We start from the raw sequence: 19,923 nt of genomic DNA, 5'->3' as shown, positions 1-19,923 counted from the left end.
CGCCTCAACCCGAACCGCTCTGCGAAGGCGCCGAACACGCGCCGAAGCGGAGGCGGGCAGGAAACACAGAGCCGCCCCTGCGGGGGAGACAGGGGCGGCTGGCGGCGGAGATCTCCTCCTAGAATCCAGAGTCGAGGTCTCCCACCGTAGGACCGTGGTAGAAGGTCGCGACGCGTTCCGAACTCGGAACGGTCGGGTAGCTCGGCAGTTCCTCCAGCGTGAGTTCCCGTCCGGCGTGCTCGCTCATGTGGCTCAGCTGCTTCCGCAGGCTGCTCCCCACATCGTCACGGAGCTTGGGGAGCATCGCGTAGAGCTTGTCCCCCGGGCAGTTGGTGGCGTTGTAGTCCCGGTGGCCCACGATCGCCTTCTGCGGGTCCAGGCGGTAGACCAGGCACAGCCACGCGCAGGTGTCGACCAGCGAGGACATGAGGGCACCGGGCGGCGTGGACGAGGTGTAGGTCCCCTCGTTCTCGATGCCGATCGTGTGCGAGTTGTGGTTGGCCGTGTGCGCGCCCAGCACGTGCTTACCGTCGCGGATGGCCTGGAGGGACTTGTCCCTGCCCTCCATGATGTGGCCGCCCCGGCTGATGGTCAGCTGCTGACCGGTGTCGCTCCAGCCGTTGTTGTCCATGTGGTAGCGCTGGATGGATCGGGAGAGCGCGGCGGCGTGGGTGGTGGAGGTGTCGGACACGTTCGAGGTCGCGGTGTGGTGCACGACGATGTGGGTCGGCCCCTTCGCCAGTACCTCGATGGTTCCCTTGGGCGCGCGTGCCCCCCAGTCGGACCGGGTGTACACCTTGGGCGTCGCCGCCGCGGTGGCCTGGCCGGTCACCGACACCCCCAGGGCACCGCCGAGCAGTACTCCTCCGGCGGTCAGGGCGGCCCCTCGCAGCATCGTCCTACGATCCACCGCGAGAGGGTGGTCTGTCTCGGGCAGTCTTTCAACGGCCATCGGTATGCTGTCCTCTCCGTGCGGAGCATTGCTGAACGCAACGCTACACAGAGGACACGTTAGATTACAAAGAGTAACTAAAGGGTGTTTTTCGGCCTCTCGGCGTGTTCCTGGGGAACAGAAGAACCCCGCCCCTCGAAGAGGGACGGGGTCCGTGACCGGAACGGTCGGCGCGTACTAGGCGCCGACGATGTCCAGCTTGATCGTCGCGGCGACCTCGGGGTGCAGGCGGACCTGGACCTTGTGGGCACCGACGGACTTGATCGGGTTCTTGATCTCGATCCGGCGCTTGTCCAGCTCGGGACCGCCGGTGGCCTTGACGGCCTCGACGATGTCCGCGGGCGTGACCGAACCGAACAGACGACCACCCTGACCGGCGCGCTGCTTGAGGCGCACGTTCAGCGCACCCACGCGGCCAGCGACCTGCTGGGCCTCGTCCAGGGTGCGGATGTCACGCGCCTTGCGGGCGCGCTGGATCAGGTCGATCTGCTTCTGACCACCGCGGGTCCACCGAATGGCGAACCCTCGGGGCAGCAGGTAGTTGCGACCGTAACCGTTCTTCACCTCGACGACGTCGCCGGGGGCTCCGAGACCGTTGACCTCGTGGGTCAAAATCAGCTTCACGACAAAGACCTCCCTCGGATATCGCCGCTAGCGAGCGGTGCTGGTGTAGGGCAGCAGGGCCACCTCGCGCGCGTTCTTGATCGCGGTCGCGACGTCGCGCTGGTGCTGCGTGCAGTTGCCGGTCACCCGACGGGCACGGATCTTGCCGCGCTCGGAGATGAACTTACGGAGAAGCGTGGTGTCCTTGTAGTCGATGTAGGACTGCTTCTCCTGGCAGAAGAGGCAAACCTTCTTCTTGGGCTTGCGCGCTGCCGGCTTAGCCATCGTGGTGCTCCTTCGCAAGAGCCCCGGGGTCCTCCCGGGGATGGGCTGGGACAATGGAAAGGTGACGCGGTCCCCGTAGGGGCCGGGTCGGGTGTTACGTGGGGAAGCCGCTGTTTAGAACGGGGGCTCGTCGGAGAATCCTCCGCTGTTGCCGCCGCCGAAACCGCCGCCGCCGTTGGTGGCCCACGGGTCGTCGGCCGGGGCGCCGCCCCGACCACCCTGCTGGCCACCGAAGCCGCCGCCCTGGTTCCCGTAGCCGCCGCCCTGGGACGACTGTCCGCCCTGGGGTTGGCCGCCGCCGAAACCGCCGCCCTGCTGACCGCCGCCGAAGCCGCCGCCACCCTGACGCTGCGTCTTCGTCACCTTGGCGGTGGCGCTGCGCAGTGCCGGGCCGACTTCTTCGACGTCGATCTCGAAGACGGTCCGCTTCTCACCCTCGCGGGTCTCGAAGGACCGCTGCTTCAGGCGGCCCTGCACGATGACGCGCATGCCACGCTGAAGGCTCTCGGCCACGTTCTCCGCGTACTGACGCCAGACGGTGCAGGAGAGGAACATGGACTCTCCGTCCTTCCACTCCCCCGCCTGACGGTCGAAGGTGCGAGGCGTCGAGGCCACACGGAAGTTGGCGACCGCGGCTCCACTGGGCGTGAAGCGCAGTTCAGGGTCGTCGACGAGGTTGCCGACGAGCGTGATCTGGGTTTCGCCTGCCATGGATCGGCTCCGGTTCGAGATAGTTCGGGATCAGGCGGTTTCGCCTGCTCCCCGCATCATCCGCGCCCCTAGAGACAAAACAGTCCTGGGGACAAGAACGGGCGGGGTCAGGGGGTCAGGGCACCGGAGTGCCTAGTGAACCTCGGGACGCAGAACCTTGGTGCGGAGCACGGCCTCGGCGATGCCGAGCTGACGGTCGAGCTCCTTGACCGTCGCGGGCTTGGCGGTCAGGTCGATGACCGCGTAGATGCCCTCGGAGTTCTTGTTGATGTCGTAGGCGAGGCGACGCTTGCCCCAGATCTCCGTCTTCTCGACCGAGCCGCCGTCGTTGCGGACGACGCCCAGGAAGTTCTCCAGCGACGGAGCGACGGTGCGCTCGTCGAGGTTGGGGTCGAGGATGACCATGATTTCGTAACGACGCATAAGCGTACGTTCCTCCTCTGGACTGTTGCGGCCATGGAATCTCCATGGCAGGAGGGCAGGAGCCCGGCGTTCCGCCGCCCGGTCCCACCGGGGGCATCGCTCAGGCTCTGAGCCATACGGGAGCCAAGGCTACCAGCAGCGGAGCACCACCGGCGTTGCGCTGCCAGTCGTGCGGGACCGCTGGGTCGTCGTGGGCAACGACTGGGGGCCGGTGCCGAAGGGTCTCCCCTCCGCGCACCGGCCCCCGGCCGTGCCTGCTACTGCGAGCCGATCAGTCCCTGGGCCTGATCAGGCTGTTGTTGCCGCTGGCGTTGGCCTGGTTGCTCTGGTCACTGCCGGGCGGACCGCCGGGGAGGTTCTCCTCCTCGTCGTCACAGTGGTCCGGCCTGTTGAGAATGCCGTCGCACTCGTCCGGGTCCGGGCTCTCGTCGGTGTCACAGCCCGGCTCCCAACCCCATTCGCACTCGTCCGGCGACGGTTCCGTGTCGCACTCCGGGCTGTTGGGGTCGCACTCCTCCTCGCTCGGACTCTCGCTGGGCTCGTCGCTCGGTTCGTCGGTCTCCTCCGGGGTCTCGCTCGGGGAGGGGGTCGGCAGGAACCGCTGGTCCTCGCCCACCCACTGCGGGGCCGGGAACTGCTGGTGCTCCTGCCCCTCCATGGCGACCTCCATGAAGGCCTTCCACACCATCGCGGAGGTGGTACCGCCGAAGACGTCACCGAACGCCGGACCGAAGTCCAGCGGATCGCTCTGCGCGCGGCTCAGCCCCACCGAGGTGGCCAGCTGCGGTGTGTACCCCACGAACCAGGCCGAGACGGCGTCGGAGGAGGTACCGGTCTTGCCCGCCACCGGACGCCCGTCGTCGAGGGCGGCGTTCTTCGCGCCACCCTCCAGGACGGCCTGCTGCATGGCGTAGGTGGCGTCCGCGGCGACCCCCTCGGAGAGGACCTCCGTGCCGCTCTCCAGCTCCGCCTGGTCGTCGGGGGTGACCTCGGTGCCGTCGGCCGTCGTCACCTTGGTGACCATGTGCGCCGGGAAGTGGCGGCCCTGCGCGGCGAAGGTCGCGTAGCCGCTGGCCATGTCGAGCGCGTTCACCTGGTGGGTGCCCAGGGCGACCAGCGGACCGACCTGCGAGGTCTCCTGCCGGTCCGGGTGCACGCCCATCTCCACCGCGAGGTCGTCCACGCGGCTCGGGTCGACCGTGATCGCCAGGTCCACGTAGCTGGTGTTCACCGAGTCAGCGGTGGACTGGATCAGGTCGACCTCGCCGTAGTCCACCTCGCCGGAGTTGATCACCGGGCTGGCCAGCCCGGGGAACTCCAGGCCGCTGTCGCCGTCGAACTGACTGCGCAGACCGATGCCGTCCGACAGGGCGCGGGCCAGCACGTACGGCTTGTACGCCGATCCCGCCTGGGTCTGGTGCACCAGGGAGTTGTTGATCACCGTGGAGACGTCCGGCCCGCCGTTGAAGGCGACGATCTCTCCCGTGCTCGGGTCGACCGCCGTCAACCCGTGCATGGTGTCGTCGGCCGCGCCCTCGGGGAGGACGTCGAAGGCCTCCTCCGCCGCGGTCATCAGGTCGGGGTTCAGGGAGGTCTCGATGACCAGGCCCTTGGTGGCGATGTCCGCGCCGGTGACGTTCGAGCCCGCGTACCGCCGCTCGACCTCGTTGATCACGGCTTGGCGGACGTAGCCCAGCTTAGGGTCGTCCAGGCCGGCCTCGGGCTCGTAGTCGATGATGCTGTCCGGGATCTCGAGCTGCTGGGCCTCGGCCTCGGGCAGGCCGCGCTCGCCGCCGGTGTTGTCGTACATCGCGGCCAGCTGCCGCTGGACGTACGGCCAGCGCTCCTTCTCCAGGTAGTTGGCGGTCCAGGAGTCCGGCTCGGGGTTCTCGAAGTTGCTCGGCATCTGGATGATGATGCCGAGGTAGGCGCCCTCGGCCCGGTCCAGCTCACTCACGCTCTTGCCGAAGTACTCCTGGGCGGCCATCTCGATGCCCGAGGCGCCACGGCCGAAGTAGATCGTGTTGAGGTAGGTCGTGAGGATCTCGTCGGGTTCGAGCTGCTGGCCCAGCTTGATCGAGATGAAGATCTCGCGGATCTTGCGGGTCATCGGCGGCTCGCCGTCGAGCTCGCTGTAGTAGTTACGGGCCATCTGCTGCGTGATGGTGGATCCGCCGCCCGCCTCGCCTCGGGAGAGGATGGCGCGGCCGATGCCCTTGATGTTGATGCCCGGGTCCTCGTAGAAGGTGGCCTGCTCGGCGGCGAGCACACCGTCGATGACCTCCTCCGGGATGTCCTCGCGCTGCACGGCGACACGCTGGACCTCACCGGTGGTGAGCGCGACGTCGCCCTTCTCGGCGTCCCCCTGGACGGCCCACAGGATCTGGGTGGCCGAGGCCTCCTTCTCCGCGTTCCTCTTGAGCTCCCCCTCGTCGGGGGCCATGGCGTACAGCACCGCGAAGGTGGCCACACCGCCGATGATCATGAGCCCGCAGAAGGCCAGCGCGGGTTTCCAGGCCTTGGACAGGAAGCGCTTGAACCAGGGACGGTCGTCGGGTTCGTCCTCACGGGGGCGGCGGCGGCCTCCGCCACCGCCCCTGCCGCCGCGTCCGCCCGAGGCCGCGGCGGCACGGGCACCCCGTCCGCCGGAGCGTCGGCCCTCGGAGCGGGCTCCGTGTTCGCGGTCGCGGGGGTCGCGCGGGCCCTCGGAGCGGCGGCGTCCGCCAGCTCGCGGGTCGTCCGGGCGGCGACGGGGGCGGTCACCGTCCTCGGGTCGGCGGGGGCGCTGGCCGTCGGGGCGACGGCGGGGGCGTTCTCCGTCGTCCTCGGGGCGGCGTCGCGGGCCGTCGGGGCGGCGGGGGCGCTCTCCCTCGGCGCGGCGGCGTCCGCCCTCGGGGCGGGGGCGCCCCTCGGAGCGTGCCTCGTCCCCTGGGGGTCGGGCTCTGCGGGAGCGCGGAGCGGACCTGTCGTCTCCCTGGAAGCCGTCCTCGGAGTCAGGTCGGCGCCGTCCGCCCGCACGTTCTTCCCGGGGAGGGCCACCGGCCCTGCGCCTTCCGCCGTCGCCGCGCGGACCGTCGTCCGGGCCGTCGGCCCGGCGACGGCCGCCGTCGGCATTCCGTCGTCGTTCGGTACTCACGTGGTCCTCGATTGCCTCTCACGGCCGCTCGGCCTGACGATTCCTTGGTGGAAACGGGGGTCGGTCCCCCTGGGGGATCGGTGATTCGCGACCTGTGATGTGGAGCGGCGCGGTTGGGTGCGGTTGGACCCGGTTCGCCGCTTTGGCCTTCATTCAAGGCTTGATAAAGAGACGCCCACCCGGGGGTGAAGGTTTTCAACAGGTCGCGAAGACGTTGGCCGCTACTTCCTCCTGATCGTTGGCCTGCGGGAGCGCTTCCCCCGTCGCGTCGGTGCTCTGGGCCGACGTCAACGTCGCCGCGGCTTGGCTTCGCTCGGGGGTTTGAACCGGCTTCGCACGCAAATCAAAGGTCACGTTAGAGCGATCGAACGATATAGCACAACCCACGCGCGAGGGTATCGCGCGCTTTGCAGGGCCTCGTCACCCTCCGCCGGGAACCGCCGGTCCTGGCAGTTCGGCTGCTCGGGGCCGAACTCGGCGCAGCGTGTGACTGCGGTCACCGGAGCGGGAGTGGGTCGGTGCCGTCCGAGTTGGGTGTGGTTCGTGTGGGATCACGCACGGGATCACGCAGGTCTCCCCCGCACCATGGTCACCGGCGGTCACTCTGTTGTCGCCCAGACCGTTGACCGCCTACATCCTCACCATGAAGCGTGGATAGAGTCAGATCAGAACAAACCAGCCAGACATGGACAGTTCTCCCCGTATTCGACGGCCGTGAGGGGGAACAGAACCGCCGTGCGCGCTGCTGATCACATACGGAATACGACGCAGGATGACGAGCCCCGGACCGCCGTCGGCGCGGGCCCGTCGCCGTGCGCTGTGGAATCCATGTTCGCGGAGAAGAAGGAGCAAGGACCAATGGGTTCGGTACGTGTAGCCGTCGTGGGTGTCGGCAACTGTGCGGCGTCGCTCGTCCAGGGTGTGCACTACTACAAGGACGCCGATCCGGAGTCACGGGTCCCCGGCCTGATGCATGTCCAGTTCGGCCCGTACCACGTGAGCGACATCGAGTTCGTCGCCGCCTTCGACGTGGACGCCAAGAAGGTCGGACACGACCTGGCCGACGCGATCACCGCGAGCGAGAACAACACCGTCAAGATCTGTGACGTCCCGCTGACCGGCGTGACCGTCATGCGCGGCCCGACCTACGACGGTCTGGGCAAGTACTACCGCGAGATCATCCAGGAGTCCCCCGAGGACGCCGTGGACGTGGTCGCCGCGCTCAAGGCCAGCAAGGCCGACGTCCTCGTCTCCTACCTCCCGGTGGGCTCCGACGAGGCCGACAAGTTCTACGCGCAGTGCGCCATCGACGCGGGCGTGGCCTTCGTCAACGCGCTCCCGGTGTTCATCGCCTCCGACCCCGAGTGGGCCGAGAAGTTCACCAAGGCGGGTGTGCCGATCATCGGCGACGACATCAAGTCGCAGATCGGCGCCACCATCACCCACCGGGTGCTGTCCAAGCTGTTCGAGGACCGGGGTGTGATCGTCGACCGCACCTACCAGCTGAACTTCGGCGGCAACATGGACTTCAAGAACATGTTGGAGCGCGAGCGCCTGGAGTCGAAGAAGATCTCCAAGACCCAGTCGGTCACCTCGCAGATCCCCCACGAGCTGAACGCCGGCGCGGTGCACATCGGTCCCTCCGACCACGTGCCGTGGCTGGACGACCGCAAGTGGGCCTACATCCGTCTCGAGGGTCGCGCCTTCGGTGACGTCCCGCTGAACCTGGAGTACAAGCTGGAGGTGTGGGACTCCCCCAACTCCGCCGGGATCATCATCGACGCGGTACGCGCCGCGAAGATCGCCAAGGACCGCGGTATCGGCGGCCCGATCCTGGAGCCCTCCTCCTACTTCATGAAGTCGCCCCCGGAGCAGTACAGCGACGCCGAGGCGCACACCAAGGTGGAGAACTTCATCGCGGGCGAGTAGGTAGCCGGCGACCCGCCCGGGGCCCCTCGGCCCCGGGCATGTTCTCAGGGACACGTCCAGTCTGTGGGCGTGTCCTTCCTCGTTTACGGCCGGACTGCCCGCGCGCGCTGTCCGGGCCGGTGTCCTCCCACCCTCGGAGTCCCGCGCACCCTGAGGGTTCGCGGCCGGAGTCCGCCCGGCCGGGGCGGGTGCCGGGGTGGACGTGTCGACATCTCCATGAGTCGACGAGTCGACTGGTCCCGCCCCCTGGCCCGACCTATCCCCCCGCGCCCTGGACCACGGGCTGCTCCTCGGTGGTCTCCCGGTACAGGCGCAGACCCCGCGCCCGGTAGTTGGCGAGGGCGTGGTCCCCGTCCAGGGAACAGGTGTGCAGCCACACCCTGCGGGTGGCGTCGCGGTCCGGTCGACGGGTGCCCAGGTCCCACGCACGGCGCAGGGCCTCGGTGAGCATGTGCCCGCCCAGTCCCCGACCGAGGAAACCGGGCAGGAGGCCGAAGTAGACGACCTCCACCGCTCCCTCGGGCTGGGCCTCCAGTTCGGCGTAGCCCGCTGGCGTGCCCCGGTCGTACAGGACCCAGGTCTCCACGTTCGGGTCCGCCACCCGGTCGCTCCACTCGCCCGTGCTCCAGGGGGCGCGGTCGATCCACTGGTACTCGCCGCCGACCGTCGCGTAGAGGAACCGGGAGAACTCGGGGCTGGGCACCTCCGCGCGGACGAAGCGCACGAGGCCCTCCGGTTCGCGGCCGGGCCTGAGCTCGGCGGGGTCGGTCGACTCCAGGTACCAGGTGGTGATCGTCATCGCGCCATCCTCGCACCGGAGGCCCCGCCCCGGTGTCGTGGGTCCTTCCGGGAAAGGAGGAGGTCAGGCCCCGTGACCACGAGTCGACAAGTCGCCATCTCCATGAGTAGTCAAAACATCACTTAAAGTAGTGCCTTCGCAGGCATTCGCGCACGAGCAGGGGATGGTGGCAATGAGCGGCGGCTTCGGACCGGGCGGTCCATCGAACGGGTTCGGCAACGGGTCCGGGAACAGAGGGGTCGCCAAACGGATCGGGGCGGTCACCCGCCAACTACCCGTCCGCGGCGACCGGCTCCTCGACGTGGGCTGCGGCGACGGCGCCCACACCGTCGGACTCGCCGCGGGCTACGTGCGGGTGGACGCCATCGACACCGACCCCGCGCTGCTCGACGAACTCACCGGACGCATCGCGGGGACGAGCCTGGAGGACCGCGTGGGGGTGCACAAGATGGCCCCCGACTCCCTGGCCTTCGACACCAACACCTTCGACCGGGTCACCGCTTTCGACGTGCTCGAGCACCTCGACGACCTCGACGACGCCCTCAGCGAGATCCACCGGGTGCTCAGGCCCGGCGGCGCGCTGTCCGTGACCACGTCCAACCGCTGGTTCCCCTTCGAGACGCACGGGGTCCTCTGGGGCGAACGACGGCGCTCCGCCCTCACCGCCCCGTTCCTGCCCTGGGTCCGGCCCCTGCACGTGCGGATGTCCGACACGCGGTCCTTCAGCAGCCAGGAACTGGGACGCCTGCTGCGCGGCCACGGGCTCCGCGTACGCGCGATCGACTACCTCATGCCGTCCCTCGACCGCCGCCCCCCGGCCGCGCGCGGTGTCTCGGACACCCTGGAGGGCACTCCGCTCCGGGTGTTCGGCGCGGGGATGGCGGTCACGGCGGTCAAGCCCGGGCTCTGAGCGGCGCCTCCGGTGCCACGCCCCGTGCGGTCTACCCGTCCTGGCGGCCGTCCTGTTCCAGGTGGTCGGCCGCCCAGGAGCGCAGCTCCTCGACGACCTTCTCCTTCTCCATGGGGCCGTTCTCCAGGCGCAGCTCCAGGAGGTACCGGTAGGCCTTGCCCACCAGCGGACCGGGCTTCACACCCAGGATCTCCTGGATCTCGTTGCCGTCCAGGTCCGGGCGGATCCGGTCCAGCTCCTCCTGCTCGGCCAGTTCGGAGATGCGACGCTCGATGTCGTCATAGGAACGCGCGAGCGCGACGGCCTTGCGCCGGTTGCGGGTGGTGCAGTCGGCCCTGGTCAGGATGTGCAGGCGCTCCAGCTGGTCGCCGGCGTCCCGGGCGTACCGGCGCACCGCCGAGTCCGTCCACTCGCCCCGGCCGTAGCCGTGGAACCGCAGGTGCAGCGCGACCAGCGTGCTCACCTGGGAGACCACGTCCTTGGAGAACCGCAGCGCGGACAGCCGCTTGCGGGTCATGGAGGCGCCCACCACCTCGTGGTGGTGGAAGGTCACCCGGTTGCCGCCCTCGAAGGCGCGGGTCCGGGGCTTGCCGATGTCGTGCAGCAGGGCGGACAGGCGCAGTACGAGGTCGGGTCCGTGCCCGCGCCGGCGCTCCAGGTCCATGGCCTGGTCCAGGACGGTGAGCGAGTGCTCGTAGACGTCCTTGTGCCGGTGGTGCTCGTCGATCTCCAGCCGCATCTTGGGGATCTCGGGCATGACGTGCTCGGCGATGCCCAGGTCCACCATGAGTTCGATCCCCCGGCGCGGGTCCGGGCTGAGCATGAGCTTGGTGAGTTCGTCCCGGACGCGCTCGGCCGAGACGATGGACAGCCGGTCCGCCATACCCCGGGCGGCCTCGGCCACCTCGGGCGCCAGAGAGAACCCGAGCTGCGCGGCGAAGCGGACCGCGCGCATGATGCGCAGCGGGTCGTCGCTGAAGGAGTCCTCCGGGCGGCCCGGGGTCCGCAGCACCTTGGCCCTGAGGTCGGCGAGCCCGCCGAAGGGGTCCACGAACTCGCGGCTGGGCAGGTGCACCGCCATCGCGTTGACGGTGAAGTCACGGCGCAGCAGGTCGTCGTGGATGTTCGTCCCGTAGGCCACCTCGGGCTTGCGGGACTTGGGCGAGTAGGCCTCGCTGCGGTAGGTAGTGATCTCCAGCTGGAGGCCGCGCTTGCGCAGGCCGACGGTGCCGAACTCGATGCCGACGGTCCACACGGAGTCGGCCCAGCCGTCGATGAGTTCGAGGACGCGCTGGGGAACCGCGTCGGTGGTGAGGTCCACGTCGTTGGAGTCGCGTCCCAGGAGCGCGTCGCGGACCGGGCCACCGACGATGGCGAGCTGCTGGCCCTGGGCGTCGAAACGGTCGCCGAGCTCGTCTGCGACGGGTTGGATCGAGTCGACCAACGCGGCGACCGCCGCTCGCTGCGCACCGCTGAATTCACCCGCGGGCGGGCTCACCTCTGCGGACGGGTTCTGGGCGGCGTCGTTCTCACGCGAAGGCTCTGTGTTCGGCACACCACGCAGGTTAGGCGGCCGCACGGGGTGTCCGCGAATCCGTTTGGTACCCCCGAGTGCCTGTGGCGGCCCTGGTGTCGGGCCCCGGTGGATGAAAGGGTGGGCCGATCACGTCCCCGAACAACGGTCCGCGTCAGAACCGGGGTTCGGGGAACGCGGTATCTTCGGGTGGAGTGGTGGCACGTCACGGTCAGTCCGAGGCCACCAGCCCCGCTTGGGCCGAGCGAGCCGCGCGGGCACCCCGACCGACCCCGCCCCACCTTCCGTATCCCTGGCGGGACGGACACCTGGACCCGAATCAGGAAACCAAGCGTTGCGTCGAACTGCTTCCGCGGCCGCGGTCATGGCCATGACCGCCGCTCTGCTTCCGATACCGGCCACCCTCTCTCCCGCGTCGGCCGAGCCCGACGAGGAGGGTTCGGCCGCCCCGCTCGTCGTGGACCGGATCACTCCGGACTCCGTGGACGAGGACAGCACCCTGCGTGTGGCGGGCGAGGTGACCAACACCACCGGGGAGACCGTCGAGGACGTCACCGTCCGCATGCGCTACTCCCGGCACCCCTTCACCTCGCGCGACGAGCTGGACGACTTCGCCACCGGCGAGGACTGGCAGCCCAGCGCCTCCGGGCCCGACGAGGAGTTCGAGGGGGAGCTGGAACCGGACGGCACCCTGGAGTACTCGCTGAGTACCCCCGCCGACGACCTGGGTCTGACCTCCTACGGGGTGTACCCCATGGTCATCGAGGCGGTGGACGGCGACGGCGCCACCCTCGGTTCGCAGTACACCTTCCTCCCCTACACCGGTGACGACGACGTCCCCGCCCTGGACCTGGCCTGGGTCTGGCCGCTGATGGACTCGCCCCAGCGCGCCGACGACGACACCTTCCTCGACGACGGACTCCACGGCTCGGTCGGCGCCGACGGGCGTCTCGGACGGCTCCTGGAGTCCGGCGCGCAGGTGCCCCTGTCCTTCGAGGCCGGGGATGAGGACCTCGTCGAGGAGCTCGGGCTGGAGGAGGACGAGGAGGACCCGGACGAGAGCTCCCCGACCGCTGGCGAGGAGGTCACCGCCGAGGAGAGCGCCGACTCGGTCTCCCCCGAGGCCACCGAGGAGGGAGCCGACGGGGATGAGGCCCCCTCGGACGCCCCCGACGAGGGAGACGAGGGCGACGAGCCCCCGTCGCGCACCGAGGGCATCCCGGTGACCTGGTCCGTCGACCCCGGCACGCTCGACGACATCCTGCGCATGGCCTCGGCCGACCACGAGGTCCTGGAGAGCGCGTTGGACGACCCGGCCAAGGAGCCGGGCCGCCGTGACCAGCCCGCGGATCCGGCCGCCCAGGTGTGGCTGCGTGAGGCCCGCTCGGTCCTGGCCGCCGACACGGTCGTGGCCTCCCCCTACGCCAGCGCCGACCTGGTCGCGCTCCTCCTCAACGACATGGAGGGGGACGCCGAGGCCTCGCTGCGGCTCGGCCAGGAGTCCGTGGCCCGGGCGCTCGAACTGGAGGCGGACGACCGGTTCGCGGTGCCTCCGGGGGGGCTCATGGACGAGCGCGTCCAAGATCTGTACACCGAGCACGGGGCCCAGCGCTTCCTGCTGTCCGAGGAGGGGCTCCCGCCCGCCTCCTGGGTCTCCACGACCCCTGGCGCTCAGGCCCCCCTGCCCGCCAGCGGCGACGAGGCGGAGGGTGAGGAGCCCTACGCCCTGGTCAGCGACTCCGGCCTGACCGACGTGCTCTCGATGCCCTCGTGGGAGCGGGGGGAGTCCGCCCTGGCCCTCCAGCGCTTCGCGGCGGAGACCGCGATGATCGCCGGGGAGAGCGGGGAGGGCGACCGCGTGGTCGTCGCCGCCCCCGAACCCGGCTGGGACCCCAGCCCCGAGTTCGCCTCGGGCGTGCTGAGCGCCACGGACGACCTGCCCTGGCTCTCCCCCGAACGGCTGGACCGGGTCGAACTCCCCGACTCCAAGGACCGGGAGGAGACCCGTCAGGACCTGGACTACCCGGACGACGCCTACGGTGACGGGCTCAGCTCCACCTACCTCGGCCAGGTCGAGGACGTCAGCCGGGACGTGCGCCTGTTCAACAGCATCCTGGTCGGTGACAGCGACCCCTTCCGCCCCGCCCTGGTACGCCTGGAGTCGGTGCACTGGCGGGACCGTGAGGCCCTGGCCGGAGCCACCCGCACCCTGGTGGTCAAGTCGGTCCAGAGCCGCAGGGAGGACGTGCGCGTCATCCCGGGCGAGCCGGTCACCCTGGCCAGCAGCACCGGGACCACCGGCGTGCTCGTCGCCAACGACCTCCAGGACGAGACCGTCCACGTGTACCTGTCCCTGTACTCGGAGAACTCCGAGCGGCTGAGCGTCGGCGAGTACACACACCACTTCGAGATCGACCCCGGCGCCAAGACCACGGTCTACGTCCCGTTGTCGGCCCGGATCAACGGCAGCACGAACGTGCACGTCAGCCTCCAGAACGCCGACGGCGAGCCGATCAGTTCGCAGGACACGCTGATCCAGGTGAACGCCACCGGCCTGGGCACACAGGCGCTGCTGATCAGCGGGATCGGCCTGCTGATCCTGATCGCGGCGCTGGCGCCCCGTGCGCTGCGCAAGTGGGCCCGCAAGCAGACGGCCAGGGCCGGGGCCGCCGAGACCGCTGCGGCCGGGGACGGGCGGCAGGACGGCGAGGGGCCCGCCGCCGAGACCGGGGGATCCGCCGGGTCCGAGGCTGGCGAGCCCCGGGACGCCAGCGGAGCCGCCGCCACCGGTGAGACCGGGGCCGGCTCGTCCGAGGGCGCCAAGGAGGCCGGGGACACCGTTCCGGACGCCTCCGCCGACGAGGAGCCGGACGACAGCGTTCCGGCGGACGACGGCGCCACGGACGACACCCCCCCGGCCAAGGACGACCCGGACGACAGCGGCGCCGGAAAGTGACCGCCACACCCTGATCCGCGGCGCCGTCCCCAGGCGCCGCGGCCCGAACCCTCCCCAGACGAAAGGAACCCTGATCCACGGTGGTCACCGACTCCCCGAACGGCGACGAACAGTCCCCCCGTTACACGCCCAAACACAGCAAGCTCCCCCACGAGGGCGCCATGCCCGGTGACAGCGCCGTACGCCCCACTGGTGGGCCCACCCCCTCCTACGAGGAGGGCGAGCTCCCCGAAGCCGAGGCGCCCGCGCAGCAGGAGGACTCCGGCTCCGGCGGCATGATGCGTTCCAGCATGATCATGGCCGTGGGCACCATGGCCTCCCGCATCACCGGGTTCGCCCGCACCATCGTGCTCGCCGCCGCCATCGGCACCCACCTGCTCGGTGACGCCTACCACACGGCGCACACGATCCCCTTCATCCTGAACGACCTGCTCATCGGCGGCCTGATGGCCTCCGTGGTCATCCCGTTCCTGGTCAAGCGGCGCAAGCGCGACGCCGACGGTGGCAAGGCAACCGAGGACCGCCTGTTCACGTCCATGGTGCTGGCGCTGCTGCTGGTGACCGCGGTCGCGATCCTGGCCGCCGAGGCCCTCATCTGGCTGTACGGCTCCCGGTTCACCCCGTTGCAGTTCGAGGCGTCGGTCTACCTGGCCCGCTTCCTGCTCTCCCAGATCTTCTTCGTGGGCCTGAGCGGCCTGCTGAGCGCCATGCTCAACACGCGCGGCAAGTTCGGCGCGGCGGTCTGGGCGCCGGTGCTCAACAACTTCGTCATCATGGGCGTCGCCGCGATGTTCCTGGTCGTGGCGGGCCCGGGCCGCACTCCGGAGAACGTCTCCACCGGCGAGCTCACCCTGCTGGGCGCGGGCACCGCCGCGGGCATGGCGCTCCAGGCCCTGGTGCTCTTCGTCGCCCTGACGCGGACCGGCTACCGCTGGCGGCCCCGCCTGGACCTGCGCGGCTCCGGGCTCGGCGAGGCGCTGCGTACCGCCGGGTGGATGATGCTCTACACCCTCCTGACCCAGGCGGGCCTGTGGATCACCACCAACATCGCCAACGCCGCCAACGTGGCCAGCATCGAGCAGGGCCTGGACGTCGGCGCCGGTATCAGCGCCTACAACCTCGCGTACCAGCTCTTCCAGCTGCCCTACGCGATCATCGCGGTCTCGCTGATCACCGTCCTGCTGCCCCGCATGAGCGCGCACGCCGACGACCACGACTGGGACTCCGTCCGCTCCGACTTCTCCCGCACGCTGCGGATCTCCGCGTTCGTGCTCGTCCCCGTCGCCTTCGCGGTGGCGATGTTCGCCGATCCGCTGTCGATCCTGGCGTTCGCCCGGGGCTCGGTGTCGGTCGCCGACGCGTCCGCCATCGGCCAGATCCTCGCCGTGATGTCGCTCGGTCTGCTCCCGTTCACGGTGTTCCAGCTCATGCTGCGCGTGTTCTTCGCCATGGGCGACACCCGCACCCCGGCCCTGATCGGTCTGGCCAACCTCGCCGTTCACAGCGGTCTGGCCCTGGTCGCCTACCTTCTGCTGCCGCCGAACCTGGTGGTCGTCGGCGTCGCCGCGGGCTTCATGATCTCGTTCCTCTCGGGCCTGACCATCGCCGGCCAGATCCTCAGCCGCCGCATCGGGGGACTTGACGGAAAGCACGTGATTGGAACATTGTTGCGGCTGCACCTGGCCGTCGTTCCCAGCATCGCGGCGGGCTTCGGTGTGCTCTGGTTCTTCGAGACGCGGATCGGCCCCGGTCTGGCCACCTACATCGGCGCTCCCCTCGCGGGCTGTGTCGTCGGTGCCCTGCTCTTCCTGGTCTCCGCCCGAGTGCTGCGCGTCCCCGAGCTGAGCGCCGCCGTGGAACTCATCCGCGGCCGCCTGCGTCGTTAGATGCCGTGACCCCTTCCGGCCCCGACCCCGCCGGAGACCCCAGCCACAAGAGTCAGAAGAAGAGGACCACCCCACGGTGTCCAGCGATCACCCCCGTCAGTACGCCGACGGTCCGGAGCCCGGTCCAGAGGAAATCCGCGAGGGCCCGTCCCGCCATCACATGGTGATGCCCGAGGACGTGCTCGACGCCTATGAGCGGGCCGAACCCGACAGCGAGCCGGAGACCGGGCTGAGGACGCTCCGGGACCCGAGCGAGATCGGTGACGTCGGTACCGCGGACCGCGCGGGTCTGGAGGACGGCGACGAGATCGGTGGTGCCACGCACACCGGTCCGGGCAACATCGCCAAGTCGACGGCGATCATGGCGGTCGGCACCATCGCCTCCCGGGTGACGGGGTTCGTCCGCACCATCGTCCTCGCGGCGGCGATCGGCACCCAGATGCTGGGTGACGCCTACCAGACCGCCGGCATGGTGCCGTACATGATCTACGACCTGCTCATCGGCGGGTTGCTGGCCAGCGTGTTCGTGCCGTTCCTGGTCAAGCGGCGCAAGCTGGACGAGGACGGCGGTGACAGGACAGAGCAGCGTCTGGTCACCCTGATGCTGCTCGCGCTGTTCGCGCTGACCCTGGTGTCGGTGCTGATCGCCGAGTGGTTCATCCGGATCTACGCGGGCGGGTTCAGCGGGGCGCAGTACGAGGTCTCCGTCGTCCTCGCCCGTTACCTGGTGCTCCAGATCTTCTTCATCGGCGCCAGTGGCCTGGCCAGCGCGATGCTGAACGCGCGGAACAAGTTCGGCGCCCCCATGTGGGCCCCGGTGCTGAACAACGTGGTCATCATCGGCATCTGCCTGTGGTTCCTGTCCCTGGCCGGTCCCGGCCGGACGCCGGACACCATCACCGCCAGCGAGCTCGCGCTGCTGGGCCTGGGCACCGCCGTCGGCCAGGTCGTCCAGGCCGCCGTCCTGGTCTGGGCGCTCGCCGCCGCGGGCTTCCGCTGGCGGCCCCGCCTGGACCTGCGCGGTTCCGGGCTCGGCGAGGCGGCCAGTGCCGCGTCGTGGATGATGCTCTACATCGTCGTCGCCCAGGTGGGCGCGCTCGTCTCGACCAACGTCGCCACGCGCGCCGGTTCGATGGCGGCCGACCTCGGCTACGAGACCGGTTCGGGCATCGCGGCGTACAAGTTCGCGTCGATGCTGTTCCAGCTCCCGTACGCGATCATCGCGGTCTCGGTGATCACGGCCCTTCTGCCTCGTATGAGCGAGCACGTCGCGGCCGGGCGCAAGGACCAGGTGCGCAGCGACTTCTCCCGGGGCTTCCGGCTCTCGTCGGTGCTGATCGTGCCCATCGCGGTGGCGATGATCGTCTTCGCCGTGCCGTTCTGCGTGATGATCTACGCGCAGGGCAGCACCAGCGCCGAGGACGCGGCCGCGATCGGTCGCATCCTCATGGTCTTCTGCGTGATGTTGATCCCCTTCACGCTGTTCCAGCTCCAGATGCGCGTGTTCTACGCGCTGGGTGACACGCGCACCCCGGCCCTGGTGTCGATCCCCTCCGAGGCCGCCCACGCCGTCACCGCGATCAGCCTGCTGTACTTCATGGCGGACAGCCCGCAGCACATCGTCGTGTGGCTGCCCGTGCCCTACGGTCTCTACTACGTCGTGGGTTCGGTCATCATGTGGTACCTCCTCAACAGGAGGCTGAACGGGCTCGACGGCCGCAGGGCCGCGGCGACCCTGTTCAAGCTGCACGTGGCCACGGTTCCGGCGGCCGCGTTCGGCGTCCTGATGATCTTCGCCCTCAACGGTCTGCCGGGCGACGTGTGGCCCGCCCTCGCGTCGATGGTGGCCGGAGGACTGGTCGGTGCCGTACTGTTCGTGGTTGCCGCCAAGTTCCTCAATGTGACTGAAGTCACAGCGTTCCTTGATTTGGTCAGAACACGGCTGCGACGCCGCTGATCACCTGGAATGGATGACGTTGGGTGGTCGCGCCCGGGTACGCCCCGGAAGATGCGTGACCATCCTGTGTCCTCCAAAGAGGCTGTTCACGCGTCCTAGCATGGACAGACACCGCTTTACCGCCAGAGCATCGTTTATCCGAGCTGCCCGAAGGGAGGCTGGGGACAGCCGACAGCGCCGGACCCCCGCGCGTGCGCCCGTGACGGCGCCACGCGATCCACGGCACTGTCACCCGTCACTCCCATCATGAGCACCTTCCTGATCGAACCCGGGGCGAAGCTGGCCAACCGCTACCGACTCGACACCGTGGTGAGCGAGACCGGTGGCGCGACCCGTTGGAAGGCCACCGACGAGACGCTCGCGCGCCCCGTCGCGGTCTGGACCTTCGCAGAGGGTTTCCCCCGCACGTCCGAGGTGGTGCGCGCCGCCCGGGCCACGAGCCGTATCCCGGACGCCCGCGTCACCCAGGTCTTCGACGCCGACGACACCACCCCCGTCCCCTACGTCGTCGAGGAGTGGGTCATCGGCTCCTCCCTCGCCGAGCTCCTCGCCCAGGGTCCGATGGAACCCGAGCGCGCCGCCGGCCTGGTGGCCGAGGCCGCCGAGGCCATCGCCGCCGCGCACGCCGGCGGACTGCACCACCTGTGCCTGACACCCGGCAAGCTCATGTGGAGCAGCGGTGGAGCGGTCAAGGTCACCGGTATCGGCGTGGACGCCGCGCTGCTGGGGAACAACGTCCCCCAGCCCGCAGCCGTCGACGCCCAGGGACTGGGCAACCTGCTCTACGCGGCCCTCACCGGGTACTGGCCCGGCGGCCCGCAGAGCGGCCTGCCCGGCGCCCCCCAGGGCCCCATGGGCCCCTACCCGCCCGGCCAGCTCAGACAGGGCGTGGGCGAACCCCTGGCCTCCATCACCACCCGGGCGGCCCTGCCGCAGCTGGTGGGACAGATGGTGCCCGGCCCGGCCATCACCAGCCCGGCCGACTTCTGCGCCGCCATGGCCGAGGTCCCCCGCCTCATCCCGCTGCCGGTCTCCCCGGCGGAGTCCGCGCCCCCCGAGCCCGGGACCTCCCGGCGCACGGGCGAGTTCGACGCCACCAACAACCAGCGCCGCACCAGCCGTACCTCCTCCGCTCCGGCCCGCGGCAGTGCCCGTCCGGCGCCCTCCCGCATGGACCAGAGGGCGGCGACCTCCCGTGAGGGGGGTCTGTCCACCAAGCGCGTCCTGATCGGCGCGATGGCGGTGGTGCTGTTCGTGGCGGTCGTCGTCGGCGCCTGGTCGTTCGGGTCGATGATGAACTCCGGCACGGACGGTGAGGCCGACCCCAGCGTCAGCGCGACCGAGGACACCCCGGACGACACGGACCTCACTGTCCTCGACATCACCGGGTCCGACGGGTTCGATCCGCTCGGCGACCACTCCGAGCACGGGCAGAACGCTCCCCTGGCCCACGACGGCGACCCCGGCACGGCCTGGAACACCGAGGGCTACAACGACCCGATGGGCACCGAGAAGTCCGGTGTCGGTCTGATCCTGGACCTCGGTGCGAGCCAGGAAGTGCACGAGGTCGACCTGACCCTGCCGCAGCAGGACTACGGGGTGCAGATTCGGGTCGGCGACAGCGACTCCGTCTCCGACGACGCCAGCCTGGACGCCAACCTTCCCGCCGCCTGGGAGGGCCAGGTCAGCGGTGAGCAGACCATCACCCTGGACGAGGCCGCCACCGGCCAGTTCGTCCTGATCTGGTTCACCGACCTGCCCTCGGACGACGGACGCTTCCGTGGGACCATTAACGAGGTCGAGGTTCGCGGGACCTAGTTCTACTTTGTGGGGTATGTGATC

14 protein-coding genes are annotated in these 19,923 nt (G+C 69.8%); 6 read left to right on the top strand and 8 right to left on the bottom strand.

Annotation, left to right across the window (positions count from 1 at the left end; all coding sequences use genetic code 11):
- Positions 1-118: 118 nt before the first annotated feature.
- From BDW27_RS19565 to BDW27_RS19540, 6 genes are all read right to left on the bottom strand, one after another.
- On the bottom strand, positions 119-952 hold the full coding sequence (locus BDW27_RS19565) for a peptidoglycan recognition family protein (RefSeq protein WP_110050866.1): 834 nt from the start codon (positions 950-952) through the stop codon (positions 119-121).
- Positions 953-1,129: 177 nt separating this feature from the next.
- Complete coding sequence (rplI, locus tag BDW27_RS19560) at positions 1,130-1,576, bottom strand: 50S ribosomal protein L9 (protein WP_017545729.1); 447 nt, start codon at positions 1,574-1,576, stop codon at positions 1,130-1,132.
- A gap of 27 nt (positions 1,577-1,603) precedes the next feature.
- The gene (gene rpsR / locus BDW27_RS19555; RefSeq protein WP_013155832.1) at positions 1,604-1,840 is read right to left on the bottom strand and encodes a 30S ribosomal protein S18; all 237 of its coding nucleotides are present in this window, start codon (positions 1,838-1,840) and stop codon (positions 1,604-1,606) included.
- 114 nt (positions 1,841-1,954) lie between these two features.
- A complete protein-coding gene (locus tag BDW27_RS19550) occupies positions 1,955-2,551 on the bottom strand; it encodes a single-stranded DNA-binding protein (protein ID WP_017545728.1) in 597 nt (198 codons plus the stop codon).
- Positions 2,552-2,683: 132 nt separating this feature from the next.
- A complete protein-coding gene (rpsF, locus tag BDW27_RS19545) occupies positions 2,684-2,974 on the bottom strand; it encodes a 30S ribosomal protein S6 (RefSeq protein ID WP_017545727.1) in 291 nt (96 codons plus the stop codon).
- Positions 2,975-3,245: 271 nt separating this feature from the next.
- Positions 3,246-5,459 carry a transglycosylase domain-containing protein gene (locus BDW27_RS19540; protein ID WP_110050865.1) on the bottom strand — a complete coding sequence of 738 codons (2,214 nt, stop codon included), beginning with the start codon at positions 5,457-5,459 and terminating at the stop codon, positions 3,246-3,248.
- Positions 5,460-6,968: 1,509 nt separating this feature from the next.
- Between BDW27_RS19540 and BDW27_RS19530 the strand changes: the two genes are divergently transcribed.
- The gene (locus tag BDW27_RS19530; RefSeq protein WP_017545724.1) at positions 6,969-8,039 is read left to right on the top strand and encodes an inositol-3-phosphate synthase; all 1,071 of its coding nucleotides are present in this window, start codon (positions 6,969-6,971) and stop codon (positions 8,037-8,039) included.
- A 256-nt stretch (positions 8,040-8,295) separates the two neighbouring features.
- On the opposite strand, the gene BDW27_RS19525 is transcribed toward BDW27_RS19530, so the two are convergent.
- Positions 8,296-8,838, bottom strand: a complete 543-nt coding sequence (locus BDW27_RS19525; RefSeq protein WP_017545723.1) for a GNAT family N-acetyltransferase — start codon at positions 8,836-8,838, stop codon at positions 8,296-8,298.
- Positions 8,839-9,010: 172 nt separating this feature from the next.
- Here BDW27_RS19525 and BDW27_RS19520 point away from each other — a divergent pair, with 172 nt between their 5' ends.
- Entirely contained in the window at positions 9,011-9,748 is a 738-nt protein-coding gene (locus BDW27_RS19520) for a bifunctional 2-polyprenyl-6-hydroxyphenol methylase/3-demethylubiquinol 3-O-methyltransferase UbiG (protein WP_017545722.1), read from the top strand.
- A 31-nt stretch (positions 9,749-9,779) separates the two neighbouring features.
- On the opposite strand, the gene BDW27_RS19515 is transcribed toward BDW27_RS19520, so the two are convergent.
- Positions 9,780-11,303, bottom strand: coding sequence for a CCA tRNA nucleotidyltransferase (locus tag BDW27_RS19515; protein WP_110050863.1), 1,524 nt, complete (start codon positions 11,301-11,303; stop codon positions 9,780-9,782).
- A gap of 343 nt (positions 11,304-11,646) precedes the next feature.
- Here BDW27_RS19515 and BDW27_RS19510 point away from each other — a divergent pair, with 343 nt between their 5' ends.
- The 4 genes from BDW27_RS19510 (at position 11,647) to BDW27_RS19495 (ending at position 19,899) form a co-directional block, all read left to right on the top strand.
- Entirely contained in the window at positions 11,647-14,238 is a 2,592-nt protein-coding gene (locus BDW27_RS19510; RefSeq protein ID WP_110050862.1) for a DUF6049 family protein, read from the top strand.
- Positions 14,239-14,318: 80 nt separating this feature from the next.
- A complete protein-coding gene (gene murJ / locus BDW27_RS19505) occupies positions 14,319-16,124 on the top strand; it encodes a murein biosynthesis integral membrane protein MurJ (RefSeq protein ID WP_017545719.1) in 1,806 nt (601 codons plus the stop codon).
- Between the two features lie 160 nt (positions 16,125-16,284).
- A complete protein-coding gene (murJ, locus tag BDW27_RS19500; protein WP_110050861.1) occupies positions 16,285-18,081 on the top strand; it encodes a murein biosynthesis integral membrane protein MurJ in 1,797 nt (598 codons plus the stop codon).
- Positions 18,082-18,327: 246 nt separating this feature from the next.
- Positions 18,328-19,899: a protein kinase family protein gene (locus BDW27_RS19495; RefSeq protein WP_017545716.1), complete on the top strand. Its 1,572-nt coding sequence runs from the start codon at positions 18,328-18,330 to the stop codon at positions 19,897-19,899.
- Positions 19,900-19,923: the final 24 nt, after the last annotated feature.

The sequence above is a fragment of the Nocardiopsis sp. L17-MgMaSL7 genome, from assembly GCF_003182025.1.
Lineage (GTDB): Bacteria > Actinomycetota > Actinomycetes > Streptosporangiales > Streptosporangiaceae > Nocardiopsis > Nocardiopsis prasina.
Note: the sequence above shows the minus strand (reverse complement) of the source record. Positions and strands in the feature narration are given on the sequence as shown.

What these genes read in the sequence shown, in the direction of transcription:
- BDW27_RS19565 (WP_110050866.1), bottom strand. Translation starts at nt 952, where the DNA reads ATGGCCGTTGAAAGACTGCCCGAGACAGACCACCCTCTCGCGGTGGAT.
- rpsR (WP_013155832.1), bottom strand. Translation starts at nt 1,840, where the DNA reads ATGGCTAAGCCGGCAGCGCGCAAGCCCAAGAAGAAGGTTTGCCTCTTC.
- BDW27_RS19550 (WP_017545728.1), bottom strand. Translation starts at nt 2,551, where the DNA reads ATGGCAGGCGAAACCCAGATCACGCTCGTCGGCAACCTCGTCGACGAC.
- rpsF (WP_017545727.1), bottom strand. Translation starts at nt 2,974, where the DNA reads ATGCGTCGTTACGAAATCATGGTCATCCTCGACCCCAACCTCGACGAG.
- BDW27_RS19540 (WP_110050865.1), bottom strand. Translation starts at nt 5,459, where the DNA reads ATGATCATCGGCGGTGTGGCCACCTTCGCGGTGCTGTACGCCATGGCC.
- BDW27_RS19530 (WP_017545724.1), top strand. Translation starts at nt 6,969, where the DNA reads ATGGGTTCGGTACGTGTAGCCGTCGTGGGTGTCGGCAACTGTGCGGCG.
- BDW27_RS19525 (WP_017545723.1), bottom strand. Translation starts at nt 8,838, where the DNA reads ATGACGATCACCACCTGGTACCTGGAGTCGACCGACCCCGCCGAGCTC.
- BDW27_RS19520 (WP_017545722.1), top strand. Translation starts at nt 9,011, where the DNA reads ATGAGCGGCGGCTTCGGACCGGGCGGTCCATCGAACGGGTTCGGCAAC.
- BDW27_RS19510 (WP_110050862.1), top strand. Translation starts at nt 11,647, where the DNA reads ATGGCCATGACCGCCGCTCTGCTTCCGATACCGGCCACCCTCTCTCCC.
- murJ (WP_110050861.1), top strand. Translation starts at nt 16,285, where the DNA reads ATGGTGATGCCCGAGGACGTGCTCGACGCCTATGAGCGGGCCGAACCC.
- BDW27_RS19495 (WP_017545716.1), top strand. Translation starts at nt 18,328, where the DNA reads ATGAGCACCTTCCTGATCGAACCCGGGGCGAAGCTGGCCAACCGCTAC.